General features: G+C 56.6%; 22 protein-coding genes. 16 read left to right on the top strand and 6 right to left on the bottom strand.

Annotation, left to right across the window (positions count from 1 at the left end):
• The first annotated feature begins 96 nt into the window (after window positions 1-96).
• From pilM to trpS, 12 genes are all read left to right on the top strand, one after another.
• Window positions 97-870 (top strand): pilus assembly protein PilM, encoded by a 774-nt coding sequence (gene pilM / locus ACOTYH_RS17935; protein WP_017384153.1) that lies wholly within the window; start codon window positions 97-99, stop codon window positions 868-870.
• Complete coding sequence (locus tag ACOTYH_RS17930; protein ID WP_421637853.1) at window positions 870-1361, top strand: PilN domain-containing protein; 492 nt, start codon at window positions 870-872, stop codon at window positions 1359-1361. The genes pilM and ACOTYH_RS17930 overlap by 1 nt, the downstream gene beginning before the upstream one ends.
• A 3-nt stretch (window positions 1362-1364) precedes the next feature.
• Entirely contained in the window at window positions 1365-1817 is a 453-nt protein-coding gene (locus tag ACOTYH_RS17925; RefSeq protein ID WP_023295534.1) for a hypothetical protein, read from the top strand.
• A complete protein-coding gene (locus tag ACOTYH_RS17920; protein WP_234095384.1) occupies window positions 1807-2211 on the top strand; it encodes a HofP DNA utilization family protein in 405 nt (134 codons plus the stop codon). Before ACOTYH_RS17925 ends, ACOTYH_RS17920 begins: the two co-directional genes overlap by 11 nt.
• Window positions 2123-3361, top strand: coding sequence for a DNA uptake porin HofQ (hofQ, locus tag ACOTYH_RS17915; RefSeq protein ID WP_421637852.1), 1239 nt, complete (start codon window positions 2123-2125; stop codon window positions 3359-3361). Before ACOTYH_RS17920 ends, hofQ begins: the two co-directional genes overlap by 89 nt.
• A 286-nt stretch (window positions 3362-3647) precedes the next feature.
• Entirely contained in the window at window positions 3648-4169 is a 522-nt protein-coding gene (gene aroK / locus ACOTYH_RS17910) for a shikimate kinase AroK (protein WP_003861630.1), read from the top strand.
• A gap of 57 nt (window positions 4170-4226) precedes the next feature.
• Window positions 4227-5315 carry a 3-dehydroquinate synthase gene (aroB, locus tag ACOTYH_RS17905; protein WP_003861631.1) on the top strand — a complete coding sequence of 363 codons (1089 nt, stop codon included), beginning with the start codon at window positions 4227-4229 and terminating at the stop codon, window positions 5313-5315.
• A gap of 92 nt (window positions 5316-5407) precedes the next feature.
• On the top strand, window positions 5408-6712 hold the full coding sequence (gene damX / locus ACOTYH_RS17900) for a cell division protein DamX (protein WP_032649714.1): 1305 nt from the start codon (window positions 5408-5410) through the stop codon (window positions 6710-6712).
• Window positions 6713-6779: 67 nt separating this feature from the next.
• Entirely contained in the window at window positions 6780-7592 is an 813-nt protein-coding gene (gene dam, locus ACOTYH_RS17895; protein WP_015571432.1) for an adenine-specific DNA-methyltransferase, read from the top strand.
• 39 nt (window positions 7593-7631) lie between these two features.
• Window positions 7632-8309, top strand: a complete 678-nt coding sequence (rpe, locus tag ACOTYH_RS17890; protein WP_003861634.1) for a ribulose-phosphate 3-epimerase — start codon at window positions 7632-7634, stop codon at window positions 8307-8309.
• Complete coding sequence (gph, locus tag ACOTYH_RS17885; RefSeq protein ID WP_015571431.1) at window positions 8302-9063, top strand: phosphoglycolate phosphatase; 762 nt, start codon at window positions 8302-8304, stop codon at window positions 9061-9063. Before rpe ends, gph begins: the two co-directional genes overlap by 8 nt.
• On the top strand, window positions 9056-10060 hold the full coding sequence (gene trpS / locus ACOTYH_RS17880; protein ID WP_048973134.1) for a tryptophan--tRNA ligase: 1005 nt from the start codon (window positions 9056-9058) through the stop codon (window positions 10058-10060). Before gph ends, trpS begins: the two co-directional genes overlap by 8 nt.
• A 137-nt stretch (window positions 10061-10197) precedes the next feature.
• Here the strand turns inward: trpS and ACOTYH_RS17875 are convergent, their stop codons facing one another.
• The 5 genes from ACOTYH_RS17875 to tsgA all read right to left on the bottom strand — a co-directional run bounded on the left by ACOTYH_RS17875 (window position 10198) and on the right by tsgA (window position 16330).
• A complete protein-coding gene (locus ACOTYH_RS17875; RefSeq protein ID WP_008503029.1) occupies window positions 10198-10368 on the bottom strand; it encodes a YhfL family protein in 171 nt (56 codons plus the stop codon).
• Window positions 10369-10510: 142 nt separating this feature from the next.
• Window positions 10511-11884, bottom strand: a complete 1374-nt coding sequence (gene cysG, locus ACOTYH_RS17870; RefSeq protein ID WP_045907646.1) for a siroheme synthase CysG — start codon at window positions 11882-11884, stop codon at window positions 10511-10513.
• A gap of 134 nt (window positions 11885-12018) precedes the next feature.
• The gene (gene nirD, locus ACOTYH_RS17865) at window positions 12019-12345 is read right to left on the bottom strand and encodes a nitrite reductase small subunit NirD (RefSeq protein ID WP_015571429.1); all 327 of its coding nucleotides are present in this window, start codon (window positions 12343-12345) and stop codon (window positions 12019-12021) included.
• Complete coding sequence (gene nirB / locus ACOTYH_RS17860) at window positions 12342-14885, bottom strand: nitrite reductase large subunit NirB (RefSeq protein WP_032669047.1); 2544 nt, start codon at window positions 14883-14885, stop codon at window positions 12342-12344. Before nirB ends, nirD begins: the two co-directional genes overlap by 4 nt.
• Before the next feature lie 260 nt (window positions 14886-15145).
• Window positions 15146-16330, bottom strand: a complete 1185-nt coding sequence (tsgA, locus tag ACOTYH_RS17855) for an MFS transporter TsgA (protein WP_015571426.1) — start codon at window positions 16328-16330, stop codon at window positions 15146-15148.
• 278 nt (window positions 16331-16608) lie between these two features.
• Between tsgA and ppiA the strand changes: the two genes are divergently transcribed.
• The 4 genes from ppiA to argD all read left to right on the top strand — a co-directional run bounded on the left by ppiA (window position 16609) and on the right by argD (window position 19773).
• On the top strand, window positions 16609-17181 hold the full coding sequence (gene ppiA, locus ACOTYH_RS17850; RefSeq protein WP_000920483.1) for a peptidylprolyl isomerase A: 573 nt from the start codon (window positions 16609-16611) through the stop codon (window positions 17179-17181).
• 105 nt (window positions 17182-17286) lie between these two features.
• The gene (locus tag ACOTYH_RS17845) at window positions 17287-17871 is read left to right on the top strand and encodes a putative adenosine monophosphate-protein transferase Fic (protein WP_063660120.1); all 585 of its coding nucleotides are present in this window, start codon (window positions 17287-17289) and stop codon (window positions 17869-17871) included.
• 30 nt (window positions 17872-17901) lie between these two features.
• A complete protein-coding gene (gene pabA, locus ACOTYH_RS17840) occupies window positions 17902-18465 on the top strand; it encodes an aminodeoxychorismate synthase component 2 (protein ID WP_017384162.1) in 564 nt (187 codons plus the stop codon).
• Window positions 18466-18552: 87 nt separating this feature from the next.
• Window positions 18553-19773, top strand: a complete 1221-nt coding sequence (gene argD / locus ACOTYH_RS17835; RefSeq protein WP_421637851.1) for a bifunctional acetylornithine/succinyldiaminopimelate transaminase — start codon at window positions 18553-18555, stop codon at window positions 19771-19773.
• Here argD and ACOTYH_RS17830 read toward each other — a convergent pair.
• Window positions 19770-21857, bottom strand: a complete 2088-nt coding sequence (locus ACOTYH_RS17830; protein ID WP_032104001.1) for a YccS/YhfK family putative transporter — start codon at window positions 21855-21857, stop codon at window positions 19770-19772. The genes argD and ACOTYH_RS17830 overlap by 4 nt on opposite strands.
• Window positions 21858-21881 lie beyond the last annotated feature (24 nt).

Below are 21881 nucleotides of genomic sequence, written 5' to 3'. Positions count from 1 at the left end.
CTGGGCAGTTTCTAAACAATCGCGCGGTAGTATAAAGGCAAGCCTGATTCATTGATATAGCCGTCACTCCGACGGGCGATAAGGAGATCGTGAAGCATGGCTTTTAAAACGTGGCAAACAGGCGTTCATATTCAACAGGATAAGGTGGTTGCGGTAGCGCTGACCAGAGAGCGGGCCGGTTGGCGTTTACGGCGCTGGTGGGCGGTGCCGCTGTCGGACGGCGTTATCGGGGAAGGCAAAATACTTAAGCCAGAACAGCTGGTTAACGCATTACGTGGCTGGCGGAAAACATTGCCGCACTCGCATCGGGTATTTCTCTCATTTCCGGCGACGCGCGTTCTGCAACGCGCGTTGCCCCGTCCATCCGTTACCTTGCGTGACAGCGAACAGCTCACTTGGGTAGGCGCCGCATTAGCGCGTGAGCTGGAGATGCCCGCCGATACGCTCTGCTTTGACTACGCGCAGGATACGTTCAGCAACACTTTTCAGGTTACAGCAGCGCAAAACAGAGAGGTCGATACCCTGTTGACGCTGGCGAACGCGCTGCGTTTGCGTCTGGCAGCAATCGCCCCGGATGCCGGCGCGCTGGCTAATCTTCTCTCTGCTGTTGCCCCCGCCCGGTGCGTCGCCTGGAGAGATCAACACCAGTGGCTATGGGCGATGCGTCACCAGTGGGGGCGGCGCTACACCACAGAAGCGGCGACGGTGAATGAACTGGCGGCGCTGCTTGCGCTTTCTCCTTCTGATATCGCCGTGTTTGATGCTGCCCGCGATCCCTGGGAAGCGGTGACGCTGTGCCAGCCGCCGTTGCCGGAATGCGGTGCTGATTACACCGTCGCCCTGGCGCTGGCCATGAGCGAGGCGCCGTAATGAGCATGCCCAATCTTTTACCCTGGCGTCGGCAGCAACGTAATCAGCGTCTGCGTTTCTGGGGGCTGCTGTTTGCTGGCTCATGGCTGGTGATGCTGGCGGGGAGTATCAGCCTGCGGGCGACGCAGACTCTCGCATTACAGGCGTTGCAGAGCGAACTGGCGGGGACACGTGCGGTACAGAAAGTATTGAGAGCCCGTCAGCCGCAGTCAGCGGGGCAGAAAACCCCTTCGCTGCCGTTTGATCCGGCCTGGCAACCTGCGCTGGAGTCCCTTGCCAGCGCAATGCCCCGGCAGGCGTGGCTAACGGCGCTGCGTTATCAGCCACCCTCGCTGACCCTGACCGGCTATACCACCTCACTGCCAGCGCTCACCGCCATGACCGATGCCCTGAAAAGGGTGACGGGATTTAACCCCGGACCGGCAGGCGAAATGCAACAGGATAGCCAGGGGCGATGGATTTTCTCTTTTCAACTGCATAGCCGGAGGTAGCCCGTGGGTATCTGGTATCAACGCTGGACTGATGCACGTCCTTCCCGGCGCGTCCTTTGCTGGTTGATCGCATCGGGGCTTGTTGCGTGGGCAATTTGGGGACTGCTGCTCAGGCCCGCTGCTCTGCGTTACGCCGATATTCAGGCGCAGGCCATCAGTGCGAAGCGAATCAACGCCTCGCTGTGGCCAGAGGCCGGACGGAGAGCAGTGGTTACGCAAGTGATGCCCTCGCGGCTCTTTTCTCCCCTGGCTTTTCAGCGTGAGGGCGCAAGGCTGGTGTACTGGAAGCCGCAGCAGAGTGGGGGAGAGCTGGCGCTGGATGCCTCCTGGGGCGCGGTCCCGGCGCTCTTTTCCCGGCTGGCGCTTGAGAACGCGCGGGTGAGTGCGTTTTCCATCACCCCACAGGGCAAACAGTTACGCCTCAGCCTGCAACTGGAGATCGGTCATGCGCAGTAAAGCCCGTTTGCTGATCCTGCTTTCTCCACTTTTCCTGACCGGGATGCGGGATCCCTTCTCTGTACCGGAAGAGCGTTGCGCAGCCGGGCAGCTCAGCCAGTGGCGGTATCAGGGGGGAGTCAGCGGCAGCAGGGATATCGGCCTTATGCAGGACGGGCAGAAACGCTGGCACCGGGTAAATACGCAGGTGCGGTTACCGACAGGCTGGCGGGTGAGCGCGATAGATAAACAACAACTGACCGTTGATGTCGGCGACATGTGCGAGCCGAAGCGATGGACATGGCAACGAGAAGGAACGAAAAAAAGTGAAGATAAGGATAGGGCTGTTACTGGCGGCACTCAGCCAGCCCCTGTGGGCCGCGACGCCAAAACCGGTCACCCTGCTGGTGGATGATGTCCCGGTGGTGCAGATATTACAGGCGCTGGTGGCGCAGGAGGAGCGCAATCTGGTGGTGTCGCCGGATGTCAGCGGTTCGCTTTCGCTGAATTTAACGCGGGTGCCCTGGAGACAGGCGCTTCAGACAGTAGTGAACTGCGCCGGGCTGGTATTGCGGGAAGAGGGCGGCATTTTTTATGTGCATACGGCGGCCTGGCAACGGGAGCAACAGACGCGTAAAGAGCAGGAGCGGGCCCAGCGTCTGCTTGACGCCCCGCTGCACTCTCACAGCATTCCGTTTGCTTATGCGGATGCAGCCGAATTGCAAAAAGCGGCAGAAAAGCTCTTAAGCCCGAAAGGCAGTCTCTCCGTCGACAAGCGCACCAACCGTTTCCTGGTCAGGGATAACCAGACGGTGGTGGATATGCTCCAGCGCTGGGCTGTGCAGATGGATCTGCCCGTCGAGCAGGTGGAACTGGCGGCGCAGATTGTGACCATCAGTGAAAAAAGCCTGCGTGAACTGGGGGGGAAATGGAACCTCGCTGACGCAACGGAGGCCGGTAAGGTGGGTCAGGTCACGACGCTGGGGGCGGACCTGTCGGTGGCCAGTGCAACCACCCACGCAGGGTTTAACATCGGGCGCATCAACGGCAGGATGCTGGATCTTGAGTTGTCGGCGCTTGAGCAAAAGCAGCAGGTGGATATCATCGCCAGCCCGCGGCTGCTGGCGTCACACATGCAGCCGGCCAGCATCAAGCAGGGCAGCGAAATTCCGTATCAGGTTTCCAGCGGCGAGAGCGGGGCGACATCCGTTGAATTTAAAGAGGCGGTATTAGGCATGGAGGTCACGCCGGTGGTCCTGCCGGGTGGTCGCGTGCGCCTGAAACTGCATATCAGTGAAAATATGCCCGGCCAGGTGCTGCAACAGGCAGACGGCGAAACGCTGGCGATCGATAAGCAGGAGATCGAAACGCAGGTTGAGGTAAAAAGTGGGGAAACGCTCGCGCTGGGCGGGATCTTTTCGCAAAAGAATAAAACCGGACGCGACAGCGTGCCCGTGCTGGGCAACATTCCGTGGCTGGGTCAGCTGTTCCGCCATGACGGAAAAGATAATGAACGGCGCGAGTTAGTGGTGTTTATCACGCCACGTCTGGTCAGTATTCAGTAATGGGTAACGATCCCCGCAATGATTTTGCATTCAGTTTGTTGCAGATGTTTGACGTGGGGCATGAATTAGCATACAAGGAGTACCGATTTGAGTTGGACTTACGTCTTATTTCCTTATGCGCCGGGAACGGTGATTTAATCAGTTGCCAAACAAGCCGGAGTATTGAGATAATTTTTCGTCTGACTCTCGCTCTATTGCAAATGAGGTTTCAGTTCATGTCCTGCTACGCCGGGTGTCTGCGCAGCGGGGATTACCATTAACGAATAGTCTTAGTAGTACCGAAAAAATGGCAGAGAAACGCAATATCTTTCTGGTTGGGCCTATGGGTGCCGGCAAAAGCACTATTGGGCGTCAGTTAGCTCAACAACTCAATATGGAATTTTACGATTCTGATCAAGAGATTGAGAAACGAACCGGAGCGGATGTGGGCTGGGTCTTCGACGTAGAAGGCGAAGAAGGTTTCCGTGACCGAGAAGAAAAAGTGATCAACGAACTCACGGAAAAACAGGGCATTGTGCTGGCAACTGGCGGCGGCTCTGTAAAATCTCGCGAAACCCGCAACCGTCTCTCCGCCCGTGGCGTAGTGGTCTATCTTGAGACGACCATCGAAAAACAGCTGGCACGCACGCAGCGTGATAAAAAGCGCCCGTTGTTGCAGGTTGAAACACCGCCACGTGAAGTTCTGGAAGCTTTGGCCGATGAACGCAATCCTCTGTACGAAGAGATTGCTGATGTGACCATTCGTACTGACGATCAAAGCGCTAAAGTGGTTGCAAACCAGATTATTCATATGCTGGAAAGCAACTGATTCTGGCTTTATATACACTCGCCTGCGGGTAAAAGCATTTAAGGTGGATGTCGCGTCATGGAGAGGATTACAGTTACTCTCGGGGAACGTAGTTACCCTATCACCATCGCGGCTGGTTTGTTTAACGACCCAGCTTCCTTCTTACCACTGAAAGCGGGTGATCAGGCGATGCTGGTCACCAACGAGACGCTGGCTCCGCTTTATCTCGACCGTGTACGTCACCTGCTTGAGCAGGCGGGCGTGAAGGTCGACAGTGTGATTCTGCCCGATGGCGAGCAGTACAAAAGCCTGACGGTACTGGATACCGTCTTTACCGCACTTCTGCAAAAACCGCACGGTCGTGATACAACACTGCTTGCCCTGGGCGGCGGCGTTGTGGGCGATCTGACCGGTTTTGCAGCCGCCAGCTATCAGCGCGGCGTGCGCTTTATTCAAATTCCAACCACGTTGCTCTCACAGGTCGATTCTTCTGTGGGCGGTAAAACGGCGGTTAACCATCCGCTCGGCAAAAACATGATTGGCGCGTTCTACCAGCCTGCCTCGGTGGTGGTGGATCTCGACTGTCTGAAAACCTTGCCAGCGCGCGAACTGGCGTCCGGCCTTGCAGAAGTGATCAAATACGGCATTATTCTTGACGGGGAATTCTTCACCTGGCTGGAAGAGAATATGGATGCGCTGCTGCGCCTCGACGGGCAGGCAATGGCCTACTGTATTCGCCGTTGTTGTGAGCTGAAAGCAGAAGTCGTTGCCGCAGATGAGCGTGAAACCGGCTTACGTGCTTTACTGAATCTGGGGCATACGTTTGGTCATGCGATCGAAGCCGAAATGGGCTACGGTAACTGGCTTCACGGTGAAGCTGTCGCTGCCGGAATGGTTATGGCGGCGCGAGCCTCTGAACGTCTGGGGCAGTTCAGGCCGGAAGAGACAGCACGTATCATCGCGTTGCTTAAACGTGCTGGCTTGCCGGTGAGTGGTCCGCAGGAAATGTCTGCGCAGGCGTACCTTCCCCACATGATGCGCGATAAAAAAGTATTGGCAGGTGAGATGCGTCTGGTACTCCCGCTTGCAATAGGGAAAAGTGAAGTGCGCGGCGGAGTGCCGCACGAAGTCGTACTTGGCGCTATTGCTGATTGTCAGCAGGCGTAACAACTAGAAAGGTCAGACCGCTGTAACAGGTGGTCGTTTTAGCTTCAGGTAAATGCAGAGTCGTTGGCAGAAGCCTTTGAGTGGGGTGTTAAATGGATGAATTCAAACCAGAAGACGAGCTGAAACCCGATCCCAGCGATCGTCGTACTGGTCGTTCTCGTCAATCTTCAGAACGTGATAACGAGCCGCAGATCAATTTTGACGATGTCGAACTGGATGCAGACGATCGTCGCCCTTCGCGTAGCCGTAACGCGCGAAATGAGCGAGAAGACGAGGAGTATGAATCCGAAGAAGAGTTAATGGATGAACAGCCTGTTGAACGTCGTCCGCGCAAACGTAAAAAAGCGGTAGCGGCAAAACCGGCCTCCCGTCAGTACATCATGATGGGCCTTGGCGTTCTGGTGCTGGTCTTGCTGATTGTCGGCATTGGGTCCGCGCTAAAAGCACCTTCTACCAATTCTACCGAGCAGACGGCGTCTGCCGAGAAGAGCATCGACCTGTCTGGTAACGATGCGAGCAACCAGGCGAATGGCGCTCAGCCTGCGCCGGGCACCACTTCCGCAGAGCAGACCGCAGGTAACACCAGCGCTGGCCAGGATATCTCTCTGCCGCCTGTCTCTGCGACCCCGACTCAGGGCCAGGCGCCTGCGACGCCTGAAGGTCAGCAGCGTGTTGAAGTTCAGGGCGATCTGAACAATGCGCTGATGCAGCCGCAGAATCAGGAGCAGGTTAACACTGCCGTGGTGAACTCCACGCTGCCAACTGAACCAGCCACCGTTGCGCCAGTTCATGGCAGCAATGCCCAGCAGCAAACGGCGACAACGGAAACCAAACCGCGCCAGACGCAGACTGCGCCACGCCAGGAGCGTAAGCAGGCTGTGATTGAGCCGAAGCGTGAGACGAAACCGCAAACCGTGGCAAAAGCGCCAGAAACGAAAGCGCCAGCGCAGACAAAACCTGCGGTGAGCCAGCCGGTTAAAGCGCCAACGCCTGCGGCAACCACTGCACCGAAAGCAACGGCGACCACAGCCGCGCCTGCGGCAACAACGCCTGCTGCAACAACCCCTGCGGCTCCCGCAGCCAAAACAGGCGCTGCATCAGGTAAAACGACGGGCAACGTGGGTTCTTTGCAGTCGGCCTCTTCCAGCAATTACACCCTTCAGCTGAGCAGTTCGTCTAACTATGACAACCTCAACGCCTGGGCGAAGAAATCGAATCTGAAAAACTACGTGGTTTATCAGACGACCCGTAACGGTCAACCGTGGTATGTGCTGGTGAGTGGTATTTATGCTTCCAAAGATGAAGCAAAACGTGCCGTTTCCACGCTGCCAGCCGACGTGCAGGCGAAAAACCCGTGGGCGAAGCCGATTCATCAGGTGCAGGCCGATCTGAAGTAATGTTTAAAGCGCAGGATGCTGTCGGAGCTTTCTCCACAGCCGGAGAAGGTGTAATCAGTTAGTCAGCATGAAAAAAAATCGCGCTTTTCTGAAATGGGCAGGGGGGAAATACCCCCTGCTCGACGATATTAAAAAGCACCTGCCGAAAGGCGAGTGTCTTATCGAGCCCTTCGTGGGTGCTGGATCGGTGTTCCTGAATACCGATTTTTCTCGTTATATCCTGGCGGATATCAACAGCGACCTTATCAGCCTCTATAACATCGTCAAACTGCGTACCGATGAGTATGTGGAAGAGGCGCGGAAGCTGTTTACGCCAGAGAACAACAACCCGGACGTCTACTATCAGTTCCGCGCTGAGTTTAATCAAAGCCAGGATCCGTTCCGTCGCGCGCTGTTGTTTCTTTATCTCAATCGCCATGGCTACAACGGTCTGTGCCGGTATAATCTGCGTGGCGAGTTTAACGTGCCGTTTGGCCGCTATAAGCGTCCCTACTTCCCACAGGACGAGCTGTATCACTTTGCTGAAAAAGCGCAGAATGCCGAGTTCTACTGTCTCTCCTACGAAGAGTGCATGGATCTGGCGGGCGTAAACTCGGTGGTCTACTGCGACCCGCCTTACGCGCCGCTGTCTGCCACGGCAAATTTCACCGCCTACCACACCAATAGCTTCAGCCCGGCCGAGCAGGCTCGTCTGGCTGAGATGGCGGAAAAGCTGGTCAGCAAAAGAATTCCGGTGTTAATTTCGAATCACGACACGCCTGATACGCGCGAATGGTACAAAGCCGCGAAGCATTTTCAGGTAAAAGTGCGGCGTAGCATTAGCAGCAACGGCGGCACACGTAAAAAGGTGGACGAACTTCTGGCGCTTTATCGACCCTGAGCCTTTGCCCGCCGGTAAACACATTTCAAGGAGATGCGGATGAAACAGTTTTTGATTGCCCCCTCAATTCTGTCGGCCGATTTTGCCCGCCTGGGTGAAGACACTGCCAAAGCTCTCGCGGCTGGCGCGGATGTCGTCCATTTCGACGTTATGGATAACCACTACGTTCCCAACCTGACCATCGGTCCGATGGTGCTTAAAGCACTGCGTAACTACGGGATCACCGCGCCCATTGACGTGCATCTGATGGTGAAACCGGTTGACCGCATCGTGCCTGATTTCGCCGCGGCGGGTGCCAGCATCATCACTTTCCACCCGGAAGCCTCCGAACACGTTGACCGCACGCTACAGCTGATCAAAGAGAACGGCTGTAAGGCGGGACTGGTCTTTAACCCGGCGACCCCGCTGAGCTATCTCGACTACGTGATGGACAAGCTGGACGTGATCCTGCTGATGTCCGTCAACCCAGGCTTTGGTGGTCAGTCATTTATCCCTCAGACCCTCGACAAACTGCGTGAAGTGCGCCGCCGTATCGATGAGTCTGGCTATGATATTCGTCTGGAAGTGGACGGCGGCGTGAAGGTCAATAACATCGGTGAGATTGCGGCGGCAGGAGCGGATATGTTCGTCGCAGGCTCCGCCATCTTCGATCAACCGGATTACAAAAAAGTCATTGATGAAATGCGCCGTGAACTGGCGAAGGTAAGTCATGGATAAATTGCAGGCTATTCGGGGTGTAGCATTTGACCTCGACGGCACGCTGGTCGACAGCGCGCCAGGATTAACCCGCGCCGTCGATCAGGCGCTGTATGCCCTTGAACTCCCCGTTGCAGGCGAAGAGCGCGTCGTGACGTGGATTGGTAACGGTGCAGACGTGCTGATGGAGCGCGCGCTGTCCTGGGCTCGTCAGGAGCGTGCCTCTCAGCGTTCCGCGCAAGGTAAACCGAGTGTTGACCACGCGGATATTCCCCAGGATGAGCAGCAGCGTATTCTGCGCAAACTGTTCGACCGTTTCTACGAAGAGACCGTCGAAGAGGGTAGCTTCCTGTTCCCGGATGTCGCTGAAACGCTGAGCGCGCTACATGCCAAAGGCATCCCGCTGGGACTGGTGACTAACAAGCCGACACCGTTCGTTGCGCCTCTGCTGGAAGCGCTGGATATCGCGAAATACTTCTCCGTAATTGTGGGCGGCGATGACGTGCAGAATAAAAAGCCGCATCCGGAACCGCTATTGCTGGTGGCAGGAAAATTATCCTTAGCGCCTGCGGAGCTGCTCTTTGTCGGGGATTCCCGCAATGATATTCTGGCTGCCAGAGCGGCAGGTTGCCCGTCGGTTGGGTTGACCTACGGCTACAACTACGGTGAAGCCATTACGCTGAGTGAGCCGGACGTTGTGTTCGACCACTTCAAAGATTTGTTGCCCGCACTCGGGCTCTCGCACAGTGAACATCAGGAATTGAATAATGACTAAGCCCATCGTTTTTAGTGGCGCACAGCCTTCAGGTGAACTGACCATTGGTAACTACATGGGTGCGTTACGTCAGTGGGTGAGCATGCAGGATGACTACCACTGCATTTACTGCATCGTGGATTTGCATGCTATCACCGCGCGTCAGGATCCCGAGAAGCTGCGCAAAGCAACACTTGATACGCTGGCGCTGTACCTGGCGTGCGGTATCGATCCAGAGAAGAGCACCATTTTCGTTCAGTCTCACGTGCCAGAGCACGCGCAGCTGGGCTGGGCGCTGAACTGCTACACCTATTTCGGCGAGCTGAGCCGCATGACCCAGTTCAAGGATAAGTCTGCCCGCTACTCTGAAAACATCAACGCCGGTCTGTTTGACTATCCGGTGCTGATGGCGGCCGACATTCTGCTGTACCAGACCAACCAGGTGCCGGTGGGTGAAGACCAGAAGCAGCACCTGGAGCTGAGCCGCGATATTGCCCAGCGCTTCAATGCGCTTTACGGTGACGTGTTCAAAGTGCCTGAGCCGTTTATTCCGAAATCCGGTGCGCGCGTGATGTCGCTGCTGGAGCCGACCAAAAAGATGTCCAAGTCTGACGATAACCGCAACAACGTTATCGGCCTGCTGGAAGATCCGAAATCGGTGGTGAAAAAGCTCAAGCGTGCGGTGACCGACTCCGACGAGCCGCCAGTGGTGCGCTACGACGTGCAGAACAAAGCGGGCGTGTCTAACCTGCTGGACATTCTCTCCGGTGTGACCGGACAGGGCATCCCTGAGCTGGAAAAATACTTTGAAGGCAAGATGTACGGCCACCTGAAAGGCGAAGTGGCAGACGCCGTTTCCGGCATGCTGACCGAGTTGCAGGAGCGCTATCACCGTTACCGTAACGACGAAGCTTTCCTGCAAAAAGTGATGAAAGAGGGCGCGGAAAAAGCCAGCGCGCGCGCCTCCGAAACCCTGAAAGCGGTGTACGACGCGATTGGGTTTGTGGCGAAACCTTAAGCCGCTTTGCCGGGTGGCGCTTACGCTTACCCGGCCTACGGGACCGTGCAGGTGGGGTAAGGCGGAGCCGCCACCCGACAAAACTGACGAAACAAAAAAACCGGGACATCCCCGGTTTTTTTACGCCTGAAAAACGCTTACTGCTGTGCCGCCGGGCCGCAACCGCCGATGATCTTCGAAATGGAGATCGCCGGGTGAAGCAGGTAATCGTAGCTGCAATTATTTTTAGTATTTTGAACGTGACCGGTGCAGGCCGTCAGAGTTGATAACAGGCCGACCAGAACGGCAGCTTTTGCCAGTTTGAACATACGCATTCCTTGTCAATAAATCGAAAATTGGATGTAACACGAGGGAATAAATGGAAAAGTTCCATTATGCGGGCGGTATGTTATCGACTGAGGTAAGAAGGGAGTAGTCCGCTTAAAGACTACTCCCGGGAGAGATTATGCGTTAGTGGCTGGAGAACCAGTTCAGTTTTTCGCGCAGGGCTACCACGCGACCCACCACGATCAGCGCCGGGCTTTCAACCTGCTGCGCCAGCTCGCCCAGCTGCGTCAGCACGCCATCGACCACGCGCTGCGTAATGGCGGTGCCGTTTTCCACCAGCGCGACCGGCATATCTGCTTCCATGCCGTGCTCCAGTAGTTTCGCCTGGATCGTGGCTGCCTGATTTAGCCCCATATAGAACACCAGCGTCTGCTTTTCAGCGGCCAGATTATGCCAGTCCAGTTCGCTGCCGGTTTTCAGGTGGCCCGTCACCAGGCGCACGCTCTGGGCATAGTCGCGATGGGTTAACGGAATGCCGGAATAGGCAGAACAGCCGGACGCCGCCGTAATGCCCGGCACCACGGAGAACGGAATACCCGCGTTGCACAGGGTTTCCAGCTCTTCGCCGCCACGACCAAAGATAAACGGATCGCCACCCTTCAGGCGCACCACGCGCTTACCTTTTTGCGCTTCCCGCAGCAGGGTCTGATTGATCTCCTCCTGCGGCACGCAGTGATAACCTGCCCGTTTGCCGACGAACACGCGGTCAGCATCCCGGCGCACCAGATTCATGATGTCATCAGAGACCAGACGGTCATACACCACGATGTCCGCCTGCTGGATCTGCTGGAGACCCTTCAGCGTCAGCAGGCCCGCATCGCCGGGACCTGCGCCCACCAGCACCACTTCACCGCGATGGTCCAGCGGCTCGCTCAGGAGCTGTTCGGTCGTCTCTTCAACGGCTTTGGTGTCCTGATTGGCAAGGGACTGCGCCAGCCTGTCGTTGACAAAGAACTTCTCCCAGAAGCGACGGCGTTCGCCCACGGTTGCGAAGGTTTGCTTCACGCGGGAACGCAGCTCCCCGGCGTAGTGGGCAATCTGACCAAGATGCTGCGGCAGCACGGCTTCCAGTTTTTCCCGCAGCAGACGGGCAAGAACGGGCGAGCGCCCGCCGGACGACACCGCAATCATCAGCGGTGAACGGTCAATAATCGACGGCATGATAAAGCTCGCCTCTTTCGGCGCATCCACAACGTTACAGAAGATGCGGCGCGCTTCGCAGGCGTCGCTGACGCGCTGGTTAACGTCATCGTTATCCGTTGCGGCGATGGTCAGCCAGCAGGTATCCAGAAGGGATTCATCAAATTCGCCCTGCACCTGGGTGAGCATCCCTTCCTGCGCCCAGACGTCAAACTGTGGGGCAAAGGTGAGGGCGTTGACGGTCAGCCGGGCACCCGCCTCTAACAGCAGGCGTGCCTTGCGTTCAGCCACATCGCCGCCGCCCACGAGCAGGCAGTCGCGGTTGCGTAATTGACAAAAAATCGGCAGGTGATCCACGACGTTACCTCACAGCATTCATGGCGGGGGAAGAATTGACGTCAGGATAACAGCAGGAATCGTACAGAACATACGGTTTTTCCTGCCGTTACCCATAAGGGGTCATAAGCCTTTCCTATTGAAAAGGCGAGGGGTTACGCTTTCAGCTGCACCTCGCCGTCCTTCACGCGGACGTCGTAGTGTTTGACCGAGAAGCTTTCATCTTCCATGCAGAGTCCGTCGGTTAAGCGGAAGCGCTGCTTTTTCAGCGGGCTGGCAACCCACAGCTCGCCCTGGTGCTCCGCAATCAGACCGCGGGAGAGCACGCTGGCCTCGAAGAACGGGTCGATATTGCTGATGGCATAGACCTGTTCATCGTGGCGAGGGCGGAAAATCGCCACCTGCTCGTTGCCCAGCAGGGCACAGACGCCGGTTGCTGGCAGAATGTCGTTAATATTGCAGATGTTTACCCACTGGCTCATGCGTTTTCCTCCACCAGCATCACCGGAATACGTTCATACGGGGTCGCTGGACGATGCTGTTCGCGCTCCGGTACCACCTGCACGTTCGGGTCGCGCTGGGTGCTGTTGATAAAGTGTCTGAAGCGCGTCTGCGCCGCTGGCGTGTTCACGGTTTCGGTCCACTCGCAGATCACCGCCTCGCGCAGGCGAGTCATCTCGGATTCCAGCTGTTCATTCAGACCCAGCTTGTCGTCGATAATGACCGACTTCAGGTAGTCGATGCCGCCTTCGAGATTATCCAGCCAGGACGCGGTACGGGTCAGCTTATCGGCGGTACGAATGTAGAACATCATGAAGCGGTCGAGGTATTTGATCAGCGTATCGCGATCGAGATCGGCGGCCAGCAGATCCGCGTGGCGAGGTTTCATCCCGCCGTTACCGCACACGTACAGGTTCCAGCCTTTCTCGGTGGCAATGATACCCACGTCTTTCCCCTGTGCTTCTGCACATTCGCGGGTACACCCTGAGACGCCGAACTTCATTTTGTGCGGCGTACGGATGCCTTTGTAGCGGTTTTCCAGCTCTACGCCGAAGCCCACGCTGTCGCCCACGCCGTAGCGGCACCAGGTGCTGCCCACGCAGGTTTTCGCCATGCGCAGCGCCTTGGCGTACGCGTGACCGGTTTCAAAGCCCGCTTCAATCAGCTGACGCCAGATTTCCGGCAGGTCATCTTTCTGCGCACCGAACAGGCCGATACGCTGGGAGCCGGTGATTTTGGTGTACAGGTTAAACTCACGGGCGATACGACCCACGGCGACCAGCCCTTCCGGGGTGATTTCCCCTCCGGCAGAACGCGGGATCACCGAGTAAGTCCCGTCTTTCTGAATATTGGCCAGGAAGTTATCGTTGGTGTCCTGAAGCGGAGTGTGTTCTGGTTTGAGCACATATTCGTTCCAGCAGGACGCCAGCAGGGAACCGACGGTAGGCTTACATACTTCACAGCCATAGCCCTGGCCGTGTTTCTCCAGCAGTTCGTCGAAGGACTTAATGCCTTCCACGCGGATCAGGTGATACAGCTCCTGGCGAGAGTAAGCGAAGTGCTCGCACAGGTTGTTGTTCACTTCAATGCCCTGTTTTGCCAGCTCGGCGTTCAGCACCTGAGTGACCAGAGGAATACAGCCGCCGCAGCCGGTCCCTGCTTTGGTTTCCGCCTTCAGCGCCGCAACGGTGTGGCAGCCTTTGTTAATGGCGGAGATCAGCATGCCTTTGGTCACGTCGAAGCAGGAACAGATTTGCGCGCTGTCCGGCAGTTTATCCACGCCGATGGACGGCTTACCGCTGGAGGCGTGTGCCGGGAGGATCAGCGCGTCCGGGTTTTCCGGCAGCTCAATGGCGTTCAGCACCAGCTGGAGCAGGTTACCGAAGTCGCTGGTATCACCCACCAGCACCGCCCCGAGCAGGGTTTTGTTGTCCTGGCTGACGATGAGGCGTTTGTAGACTTCTTTGCTTTCGTCCAGATAAACATAGCTGCGGGAGTTCGGGGTGCGGCCATGCGCATCACCAATACCGCCCACGTCCACGCCCAGCAGTTTCAGCTTGGCGCTCATGTCTGCGCCGGTGAAGGCGTTTTCGCTGCCGAGGATATGGTCAACGGCGACCTGCGCCATTTTGTACCCTGGTGCAACCAGACCGTATACGCGGTTATTCCAGCTGGCGCATTCGCCGATAGCGTAGATATCCGGATCGGAGGTCTGGCAGGTATCGTTGATCATGATCCCGCCGCGCTGCGCAACGGCCAGACCGCACTGGGTGGCCAGCTTGTCGCGCGGGCGAATACCGGTGGAGAAGACGATGAAATCCACTTCCAGCTCGCTGCCGTCGGCAAAGCGCATGGTTTTACGCGCTTCGGTGCCTTCCTGCACGATCTCTTTGGTGTTCTTGCTGGTGTGAACCTTCACGCCCATGCTTTCGATTTTACGGCGTAGCTGGTCGCCACCCATATGGTCCAGTTGTTCCGCCATCAGCATCGGGGCAAATTCGATGACGTGGGTTTCAACGCCGAGGTTTTTCAGCGCGCCTGCCGCTTCCAGACCCAGCAGACCACCGCCGACAACCGCGCCGCGTTTGCTTCGACGTGCGCAGGATTCAATGGCGTTGAGGTCTTCAATGGTACGGTAAACGAAGCAATCCTGGGTTTCCGACCCTTTAATAGGCGGGATCCACGGATACGAGCCCGTCGCCATGATCAGCTTATCGTAAAAAACCGTACGTCCGGCGCTGGAGTGGATCACTTTCTCCTGACGGTTGATGGTGATAGCGCGTTCGCCCACCAGCACTTTTACGCCATGTTTCTCGTAGAACCCTTCACGCACCAGAGAGAGCTCTTCGGCGGTATGGTGAGAGAAGTAGGAAGACAAGTGCACACGGTCGTACGCCTTGCGGGGTTCTTCACAGAACACGGTAATATCGAACTGCTCAGCATCGGCTTTATCGAGAAGATCCTCAATAAAGCGGTGGCCGACCATGCCGTTACCGATGATAGCGAGTCTGACTTTGCTCATTTTTGCCTCGATTTCTTTTCTATTACTGCCTACCTTAACGATTCAGCAGGGGCACTTATTGATGCAAATCAAATACGCCTTCACCTACCCCTTAGTGGGTATATCTATGATTTGTCAGGATTTTTATAAGTGACGGATATTGTTTGATTTTTGTGCTTGCTTATTTTTTGCACAAATATAGTGGGGTTTTTTACCCATCGGCGGGCAGGGCGGGTGAGCAGGGGAAAACCCCTTTGCAGTACGCAAAGGGGTTATGGCGATTAGTGGGTAGCTGTTGCCGGGTTGTGTTGACGATGACGGGTCACAAAGCCCAGCACGAAGCACATGATGAACACCACGGCGTACAGACCGTTAGCGGTATGCAGCGCCGCCAGCGGGCCGCTGTGCGCAACAATCGGGCCCGTGACCACGAAGGTCAGCATGGTGCCGATGGTGCCGCAGGTCAGCACGAAGTTCACCAGCTTTGGCGAGGCCACTTTGGTCTGAAGAGAGCCAAGGGTGATGATCGAGGTGTAAATCGCACTGGAGAAGAAGCCCAGGGTCAGGATGAACCACGGCATATGCTCCGGGGAACCGTTGATGAACAGATACATCAGCACGGTCGCCAGACCCGCCAGAACGGTCAGGATCCGTTGCAGGTCGAAGAAGCGCAGGATAAAGCTAAACGCCCACATGCCGAACATGTAAGACATCCAGAAATCGCTCACCAGTTTACCCGCGTCGTTCAGGCTCATGCCCAGACCTTTAGCGTATTCAGGAACCCAGGAGATAAAGCCCAGCTGACCGAGGATGTAACACAGCGCGGCGATGGAGAGGAACAGTACGCCGATACCCCATTTTTCTTTCGCAACCGGCTCGGACGTAGTCTGCGCTTTTTTGCCCAGCACCGGGAACTCGCAGCCGAAGGTGAGAACAAAGATCGCGACATAAACCAGACCAATGCAGGCGTACACCCAGTACCACTCAATGCTGCGCGCCAGAAGATACGCGGCGACCATCGGGAAAATCATCCCGGCCATGCTGAAGAAGGAGTCGGTGAACAGCAGACGCGCGCCGCGCTGGCGGCCTTCATACATGTGCGTAATCAGGAATGTACCGATCGACATGGTGATCCCGCTCACCAGGCCCAGCACGAACATGGCGGCAGAGAAGAGGGCGATGCTGTGGCTCAGCATCAGGCCCGCCACGGCGGCAACCATCAGCACGAAGCCGAAACGCAACTGCGTTTTCAGCGGCACGATTTCCATCAGCCAGGCATTAAGGAAAATAGAGATCAGGATCCCCGCGTTCAGGAAGGTGAAGGTGTTACTCATGCTGGAAACGGGCAGCTGGAAGTAGTCTGCGATATTTCCCATCACCATCCCGGTGACGATCACCAACGCGCCGGTCAGGGCGTAAGAGAAGAAGCTGATCCATGTGAGCTTGATGCGATTGCTGTTAGTCATGTCTGGCCTGTTAAAAGTAAAGAAAAAAGCAATGACTGCGTTTGAGCGGGCAGATTTTAGTCGCGAAAGTGATCTAATTAAATCTTTTCAGAAAATTTTGAGCACAATTGCAGGTTTTAACGTGATGCAGATCACATTACGTTGTGGGGTGAACAATCGTTTGCGCGGTAATAATTGTTTCAATTTGGTAAAATTAGGTAAAAGACTGGTCTGGGTTCATACTGCTCTTTAGAATCAAGCCATTCGCTTTTTATACTGCGCTTTGTTAAGGAATTCTCATGCTCAAATCAACACTGGCGGCTGTCGCAGCTGTGTTTGCTCTTTCTGCCGTTTCCCCTGCTGCGCTGGCAGCCAAAGGAGACCCCCACGTCCTGCTGACTACCTCTGCGGGGAATATTGAGCTGGAGCTGGATAGCCAGAAAGCCCCTGTTTCGGTGAAAAACTTCCTCGACTACGTGAACAGTGGTTTTTATAACAACACCACGTTCCACCGCGTGATCCCGGGCTTTATGATTCAGGGTGGCGGTTTTAACGAGCAGATGCAGCAGAAACAGCCCAACCCGCCCATCAAAAATGAAGCAGACAACGGCCTGCTGAACAAGCGCGGCACCATCTCCATGGCGCGTACGGCGGACAAAGACAGCGCCACCAGCCAGTTCTTCCTCAACGTGGCTGATAACGCCTTCCTGGACCACGGTCAGCGCGACTTTGGCTACGCGGTGTTTGGCAAAGTGGTGAAAGGCATGGACGTTGCGGATAAGATTTCTCAGGTTCAGACTCACGATGTCGGTCCATACCAGAATGTGCCGTCTAAGCCAGTCGTCATTCTCTCCGCGAAAGTGCTGCCGTAATCGTTCCCCCACACGGGCACATCTTGCCCGTGTCTTTCCACCCTCCCTGCGAAAGCGCGTTTTGCTGCTTATACTTGTGGCAAACGGACTATTCAGGGAGGCGTAGTGAAAAAACTCACCGACAAGCAAAAATCCCGTCTCTGGGAGCAACAACGTAAGGTCAATTTTCAGGCCAGCTGCCTCCTTGAAAAAGGTAAGGGTCCCGCTGAACCCGATATCGAGACGCTGGAACTGGGGCCTTCCGCACCGGGTTTACCCCATCTGTGTCTTATTCACCGCCATTTATTCCGCAACGAAATGAAAGGCGCGGGCGAGCTGCGCACCGCCGATATTTCTAAGGGCGACATTCCTTTTTGCCATTTCGAGTACATCGAGAAAGTGGGTAATGAGCTGATGGCTTCGCTGGAAAGTGATAAATATCTGGTGGGCCTTCAGAAAGCAGAGTTTACAGACAGAATCAGTCATTACTACTGTGAAATCAACATGCTACATCCGTTTATGAGCGGTAATGGCGTGGCCCAGCGGATCTTCTTTGAACAACTGGCTATTCATGCGGGCTATGTGCTGAACTGGCAGGGGATCGACCCGAACGGCTGGGCAGCCGCCAATCAGAGCGGGGCAATGGGGGATTTGACCGCCCTGAACGCCATCTTTGCCAAAGTTGTGAGCGAAGCGCGGGAATCTGCGTAAAATAGGGCGGCCATTTTTTCAGGAGCCGCCATGATTCTGCTGATTGATAACTACGATTCCTTTACCTGGAACCTTTACCAGTATTTTTGTGAGCTGGGGGCAGAGGTGGTTGTCCGCCGTAACGATGAGATCGCGCTGGCTGACATTGACGCGCTGGCGCCCCAGAAAATCGTGATTTCGCCGGGGCCGTGTACCCCTTCGGAGTCTGGTATCTCGCTGGAGGCGATCCGCCATTATGCGGGCAAACTGCCGATTCTGGGCGTCTGCCTGGGTCATCAGGCCATTGCGCAGGTCTTTGGCGCCACCATTGTCCGTGCCGCGAAAGTCATGCACGGCAAAACCTCTCCGGTCACGCACACCGGTACCGGCGTATTCCTGGGGCTAAACAATCCGTTAACCGTGACGCGCTACCATTCTCTGATCATTGATCCGCCGACCCTGCCGGCCTGCTTTGAGGTCACCGCCTGGAGCGAGACGCAGGAGATCATGGGCATTCGTCACCGTGAGTACGATCTGGAAGGCGTGCAGTTCCACCCGGAAAGCATTCTCAGCGAACAGGGGCACGCGCTGCTGGCCAATTTCCTTAATCGCTGAATATCTGTTGCCTTGTTGTGATTTTTTATGCATATTTTGTGATTATATTTTCACAATCAATGTGACATAAAAATGGATGGTCATGACATGGCAACTGAACAACCAGCAATTACCCGCGCGACATTCGATGAAGTGATCCTGCCGATTTATGCACCGGCTGAGTTTATCCCGGTAAAAGGGAGAGGCAGCCGCGTCTGGGATCAGCAGGGCAACGAGTATGTTGATTTCGCAGGCGGTATTGCGGTGACGGCGCTGGGCCATTGCCATCCTGTGCTGGTGGACGCGCTGAAAACGCAGGGCGAAACGCTGTGGCACACGAGCAACGTGTTCACCAACGAACCGGCGCTGCGTCTGGGGCGTAAGATCATCGATGCCACCTTCGCCGAACGCGTGCTGTTTATGAACTCCGGCACCGAAGCCAACGAAACCGCCTTTAAGCTGGCGCGCTACTACGCAACCACGCGTCATAGCCCGTACAAAACCAAAATCATCGCCTTCCATAACGCCTTCCACGGACGCTCCTTCTTTACCGTTTCCGTTGGCGGCCAGCCGAAGTATTCCGACGGCTTTGGTCCGAAACCTGCGGATATCATCCACGTGCCGTTTAACGATCTCCACGCCGTTAAAGCGGTGATGGACGATCACACCTGTGCCGTGGTGGTCGAGCCCATTCAGGGGGAAGGCGGCGTCACGGCGGCCACCCCGGAATTTCTGCAAGGGCTGCGCGAGCTGTGCGACGAGCACCAGGCGCTGCTGGTGTTTGATGAAGTGCAGTGTGGGATGGGGCGTACCGGAGACCTGTTTGCTTATATGCACTACGGCGTAACGCCGGATATTCTGACCAGCGCGAAAGCGCTCGGCGGCGGTTTCCCGGTCAGTGCGGTGCTCACCACCCAGGATATCGCTTCCGCATTTCATGTGGGCTCACACGGCTCCACCTACGGCGGTAATCCGCTGGCGTGCGCCGTGGCGGGTGCGGCGTTCGACATCATTAATACGCCGGACGTCCTGAATGGCGTGAATGCGAAACGCGACCTGTTTGTGAAACATCTCCAGCAGATTGACCAACAGTTTGATGTCTTCAGCGACATCCGCGGGATGGGGCTGCTGATCGGCGCCGAACTGAAGCCGCAGTACAAAGGCCGCGCGCGCGATTTCCTGCACGCCGCCGCGCACGAAGGCGTCATGGTGCTCAACGCCGGGCCGGACGTGATGCGCTTTGCGCCATCGCTGGTGGTGGAAGACAAAGACATCGAAGACGGATTAACCCGTTTTGCCGCGGCGGTCGCGAAGATCGTCAGCGGCTAATACGCGGTTCGTTTTAACCGGCGCGTTAACCAAATCCCGTGATGCGGGCGCTGACGCCATGCCACCGACGAAATGGTGTGCATGGTGTTCAGGTGCCCGAGAACGCGCTGTAAATGCTGCTCGAGGGTGCTCATCGGCCCGTGGGTCAGCGTCTCCGGCGCTTCCAGAATGTTCGAATCCCCTGACTCGCCCGGCGCGTCATACTCCAGACGCTGCTGACAGCGCTGCAACGCAATTTCACACGACTGCAAATAGCGCTGCGCCAGATCCGTCGTCAGCATCGTGTGCTCCCGCGCCAGCGTCGTCATGGCATTGATGTGCTCGACGATAAACTGGCTGTGCGTGACCCACAGCTTCATGTCAGCCAGATAGTGCGCGTTAAAGCCCGGCTCCTGCATGGCCTGGTTAAGGGAGTTGAACAGGGCGTTATGCGCCTGGTTGACCTTCATGCGCTCGTAGGCCAGCGGAGAGGGCTGCGGGTCATCGCTCAGAATAAGACGAATGGCCTGCTGGTCAGCTTCGAGCGCGTCGTGGGCGTTCTGCCTGAGCAGCCCGCTTTGCCACTGCGGCCACAGCCAGACCATGCCGCCAAAGGCGATCAGGCAGCCAATTAGCGTATCGACCAGCCGGGCAATAATAAACTGTTCCCCGTTAAGCGTGAGCAGTTGCAGGGTATACACCGCCGTCACCGTAAAGCCCACCATCGCCCAGCCGTAGTTTTTGCGGATGATCAGGTAGCTCACCAGCGTGATTGCCAGCATACCGGCCAGGGTATAGCCTTCCGGCACGTGGAAGTGCAGCGTCACGCCCGCGATAATCAGCCCCGCCATCGTACCGCCCGCCCGATGCAGAATGCGCACCCGCGTGGCGCCATAGCCGTTCTGGGTGACAAACAGCACGGTCATTAAGATCCAGTAGGGTTTCGGCAGGTGCAGGGCCATTCCCATCAGGCTGGCGATGCTCAGCATCACACTGATCCGCGCGGCATTGCGCAGGGCGGAAGATTTCAGTGATAGATAGCTTTTGAGCGCGGGCAGCAGCGGCAGCCGTTTTTGCTTATCGGCCATCAGGTCCCGGGCATAAAGCGGGCGCTGGGTGCGTAACACCCGGGCGATGCGGCTGAAATGCCAGGCAGCAAATTGCCCGACCGGGTTATCCGCGTGCTGACGCGCAATCTTTTCCAGCGCGCCGAGCTGTTTGTCCATGTTAAAGCGCGTCGGGTAGCGGTGATAGAGGATATCGTCAGCCAGCACCCGCAGGCGGGCCGCGACGGTCTGCGCGTTCCAGCGGATCACCGCTTCCGCATGGCTGCGCTCCACCAGCTTTTGCACCTCTTCCGGATTATGAAGGCTGACGGAGATATGCTCCTGCAAATCCAGCCCGACCTGGAAGGTTCGCAGCAGCCGCTTGTATTCATGATTTTTGTTGGCGGCAAGCATGTGCAACTGCTGATAGCACTGGCTGATCAGATCCACCACTTTTTGCTGGCGCGCCAGCAGCGGCGGCAGGGATTTTTCCGGGTCGGTATGTTGAGTGAGCAGGGTGTATTTTGCTTCGCAGTATTCAGCAAGCTGCACGTAGAGCAGGCTCAGGGATTCGCGCAGCGGCTGTTCCCGCCACAGCCAGAACCAGAACCAGTTAAACAGCCCGTACCACAGCGTGCCGAGGGCGTAGATCAGCAATGGCTCCCACACCGGCATATTGCCCGCAAGGCTTAAGGTGAAGATGGCGGCAATCAGCGATGCGGGAAGCAGGCGGGCGTGCAGCGAGCTGATTTCGGCGGTGACGCCGAGCGTCATCGCCAGCACGGTCAGGATCAACGGCAGAGGAATGTCGCGGGCCAGTAAGAGTTGTACGGCAAGGCTACAGCCGGCAAACAGGCAGCCGCCAATAATCAGACGTTTAAAAAAGCGTTTATGCGGCGTATCCAGACCGGCAATGTTGCAGCAGGCGGGCACGAGGGAAAACAGCAGGCCTTGCTGAAGATGTCCGAGGATCAGGCCCACGGCCACGGGAAGACACAGCACCAGCGTTTGTCGTAGTGCGTAGTTAACTTCCGGGTGATAGATCAGCCTGCGCCACATGAGGAGTAGAGACAAAAACGGCGT

This window comes from Enterobacter cloacae complex sp. SHL001, assembly GCF_049236825.1.
Taxonomy (GTDB): Bacteria; Pseudomonadota; Gammaproteobacteria; order Enterobacterales; family Enterobacteriaceae; genus Enterobacter; species Enterobacter hormaechei_C.
The sequence above is the reverse complement of the archived record's forward strand: the minus strand, read 5'-3'. Positions and strand labels throughout refer to the sequence as shown.

Bases quoted from the DNA above. Each gene is read 5' to 3' on its own strand.
- ppiA (WP_000920483.1), top strand. From the start codon at position 16,609: ATGCTCAAATCAACACTGGCGGCTGTCGCAGCTGTGTTTGCTCTTTCT.
- tsgA (WP_015571426.1), bottom strand. From the start codon at position 16,330: ATGACTAACAGCAATCGCATCAAGCTCACATGGATCAGCTTCTTCTCT.
- ACOTYH_RS17875 (WP_008503029.1), bottom strand. From the start codon at position 10,368: ATGTTCAAACTGGCAAAAGCTGCCGTTCTGGTCGGCCTGTTATCAACT.
- ACOTYH_RS17920 (WP_234095384.1), top strand. From the start codon at position 1,807: ATGCGCAGTAAAGCCCGTTTGCTGATCCTGCTTTCTCCACTTTTCCTG.
- pabA (WP_017384162.1), top strand. From the start codon at position 17,902: ATGATTCTGCTGATTGATAACTACGATTCCTTTACCTGGAACCTTTAC.
- nirD (WP_015571429.1), bottom strand. From the start codon at position 12,345: ATGAGCCAGTGGGTAAACATCTGCAATATTAACGACATTCTGCCAGCA.
- ACOTYH_RS17930 (WP_421637853.1), top strand. From the start codon at position 870: ATGAGCATGCCCAATCTTTTACCCTGGCGTCGGCAGCAACGTAATCAG.
- rpe (WP_003861634.1), top strand. From the start codon at position 7,632: ATGAAACAGTTTTTGATTGCCCCCTCAATTCTGTCGGCCGATTTTGCC.
- nirB (WP_032669047.1), bottom strand. From the start codon at position 14,885: ATGAGCAAAGTCAGACTCGCTATCATCGGTAACGGCATGGTCGGCCAC.
- trpS (WP_048973134.1), top strand. From the start codon at position 9,056: ATGACTAAGCCCATCGTTTTTAGTGGCGCACAGCCTTCAGGTGAACTG.
- argD (WP_421637851.1), top strand. From the start codon at position 18,553: ATGGCAACTGAACAACCAGCAATTACCCGCGCGACATTCGATGAAGTG.
- pilM (WP_017384153.1), top strand. From the start codon at position 97: ATGGCTTTTAAAACGTGGCAAACAGGCGTTCATATTCAACAGGATAAG.
- ACOTYH_RS17830 (WP_032104001.1), bottom strand. From the start codon at position 21,857: ATGTGGCGCAGGCTGATCTATCACCCGGAAGTTAACTACGCACTACGA.
- aroK (WP_003861630.1), top strand. From the start codon at position 3,648: ATGGCAGAGAAACGCAATATCTTTCTGGTTGGGCCTATGGGTGCCGGC.
- dam (WP_015571432.1), top strand. From the start codon at position 6,780: ATGAAAAAAAATCGCGCTTTTCTGAAATGGGCAGGGGGGAAATACCCC.
- gph (WP_015571431.1), top strand. From the start codon at position 8,302: ATGGATAAATTGCAGGCTATTCGGGGTGTAGCATTTGACCTCGACGGC.
- damX (WP_032649714.1), top strand. From the start codon at position 5,408: ATGGATGAATTCAAACCAGAAGACGAGCTGAAACCCGATCCCAGCGAT.
- aroB (WP_003861631.1), top strand. From the start codon at position 4,227: ATGGAGAGGATTACAGTTACTCTCGGGGAACGTAGTTACCCTATCACC.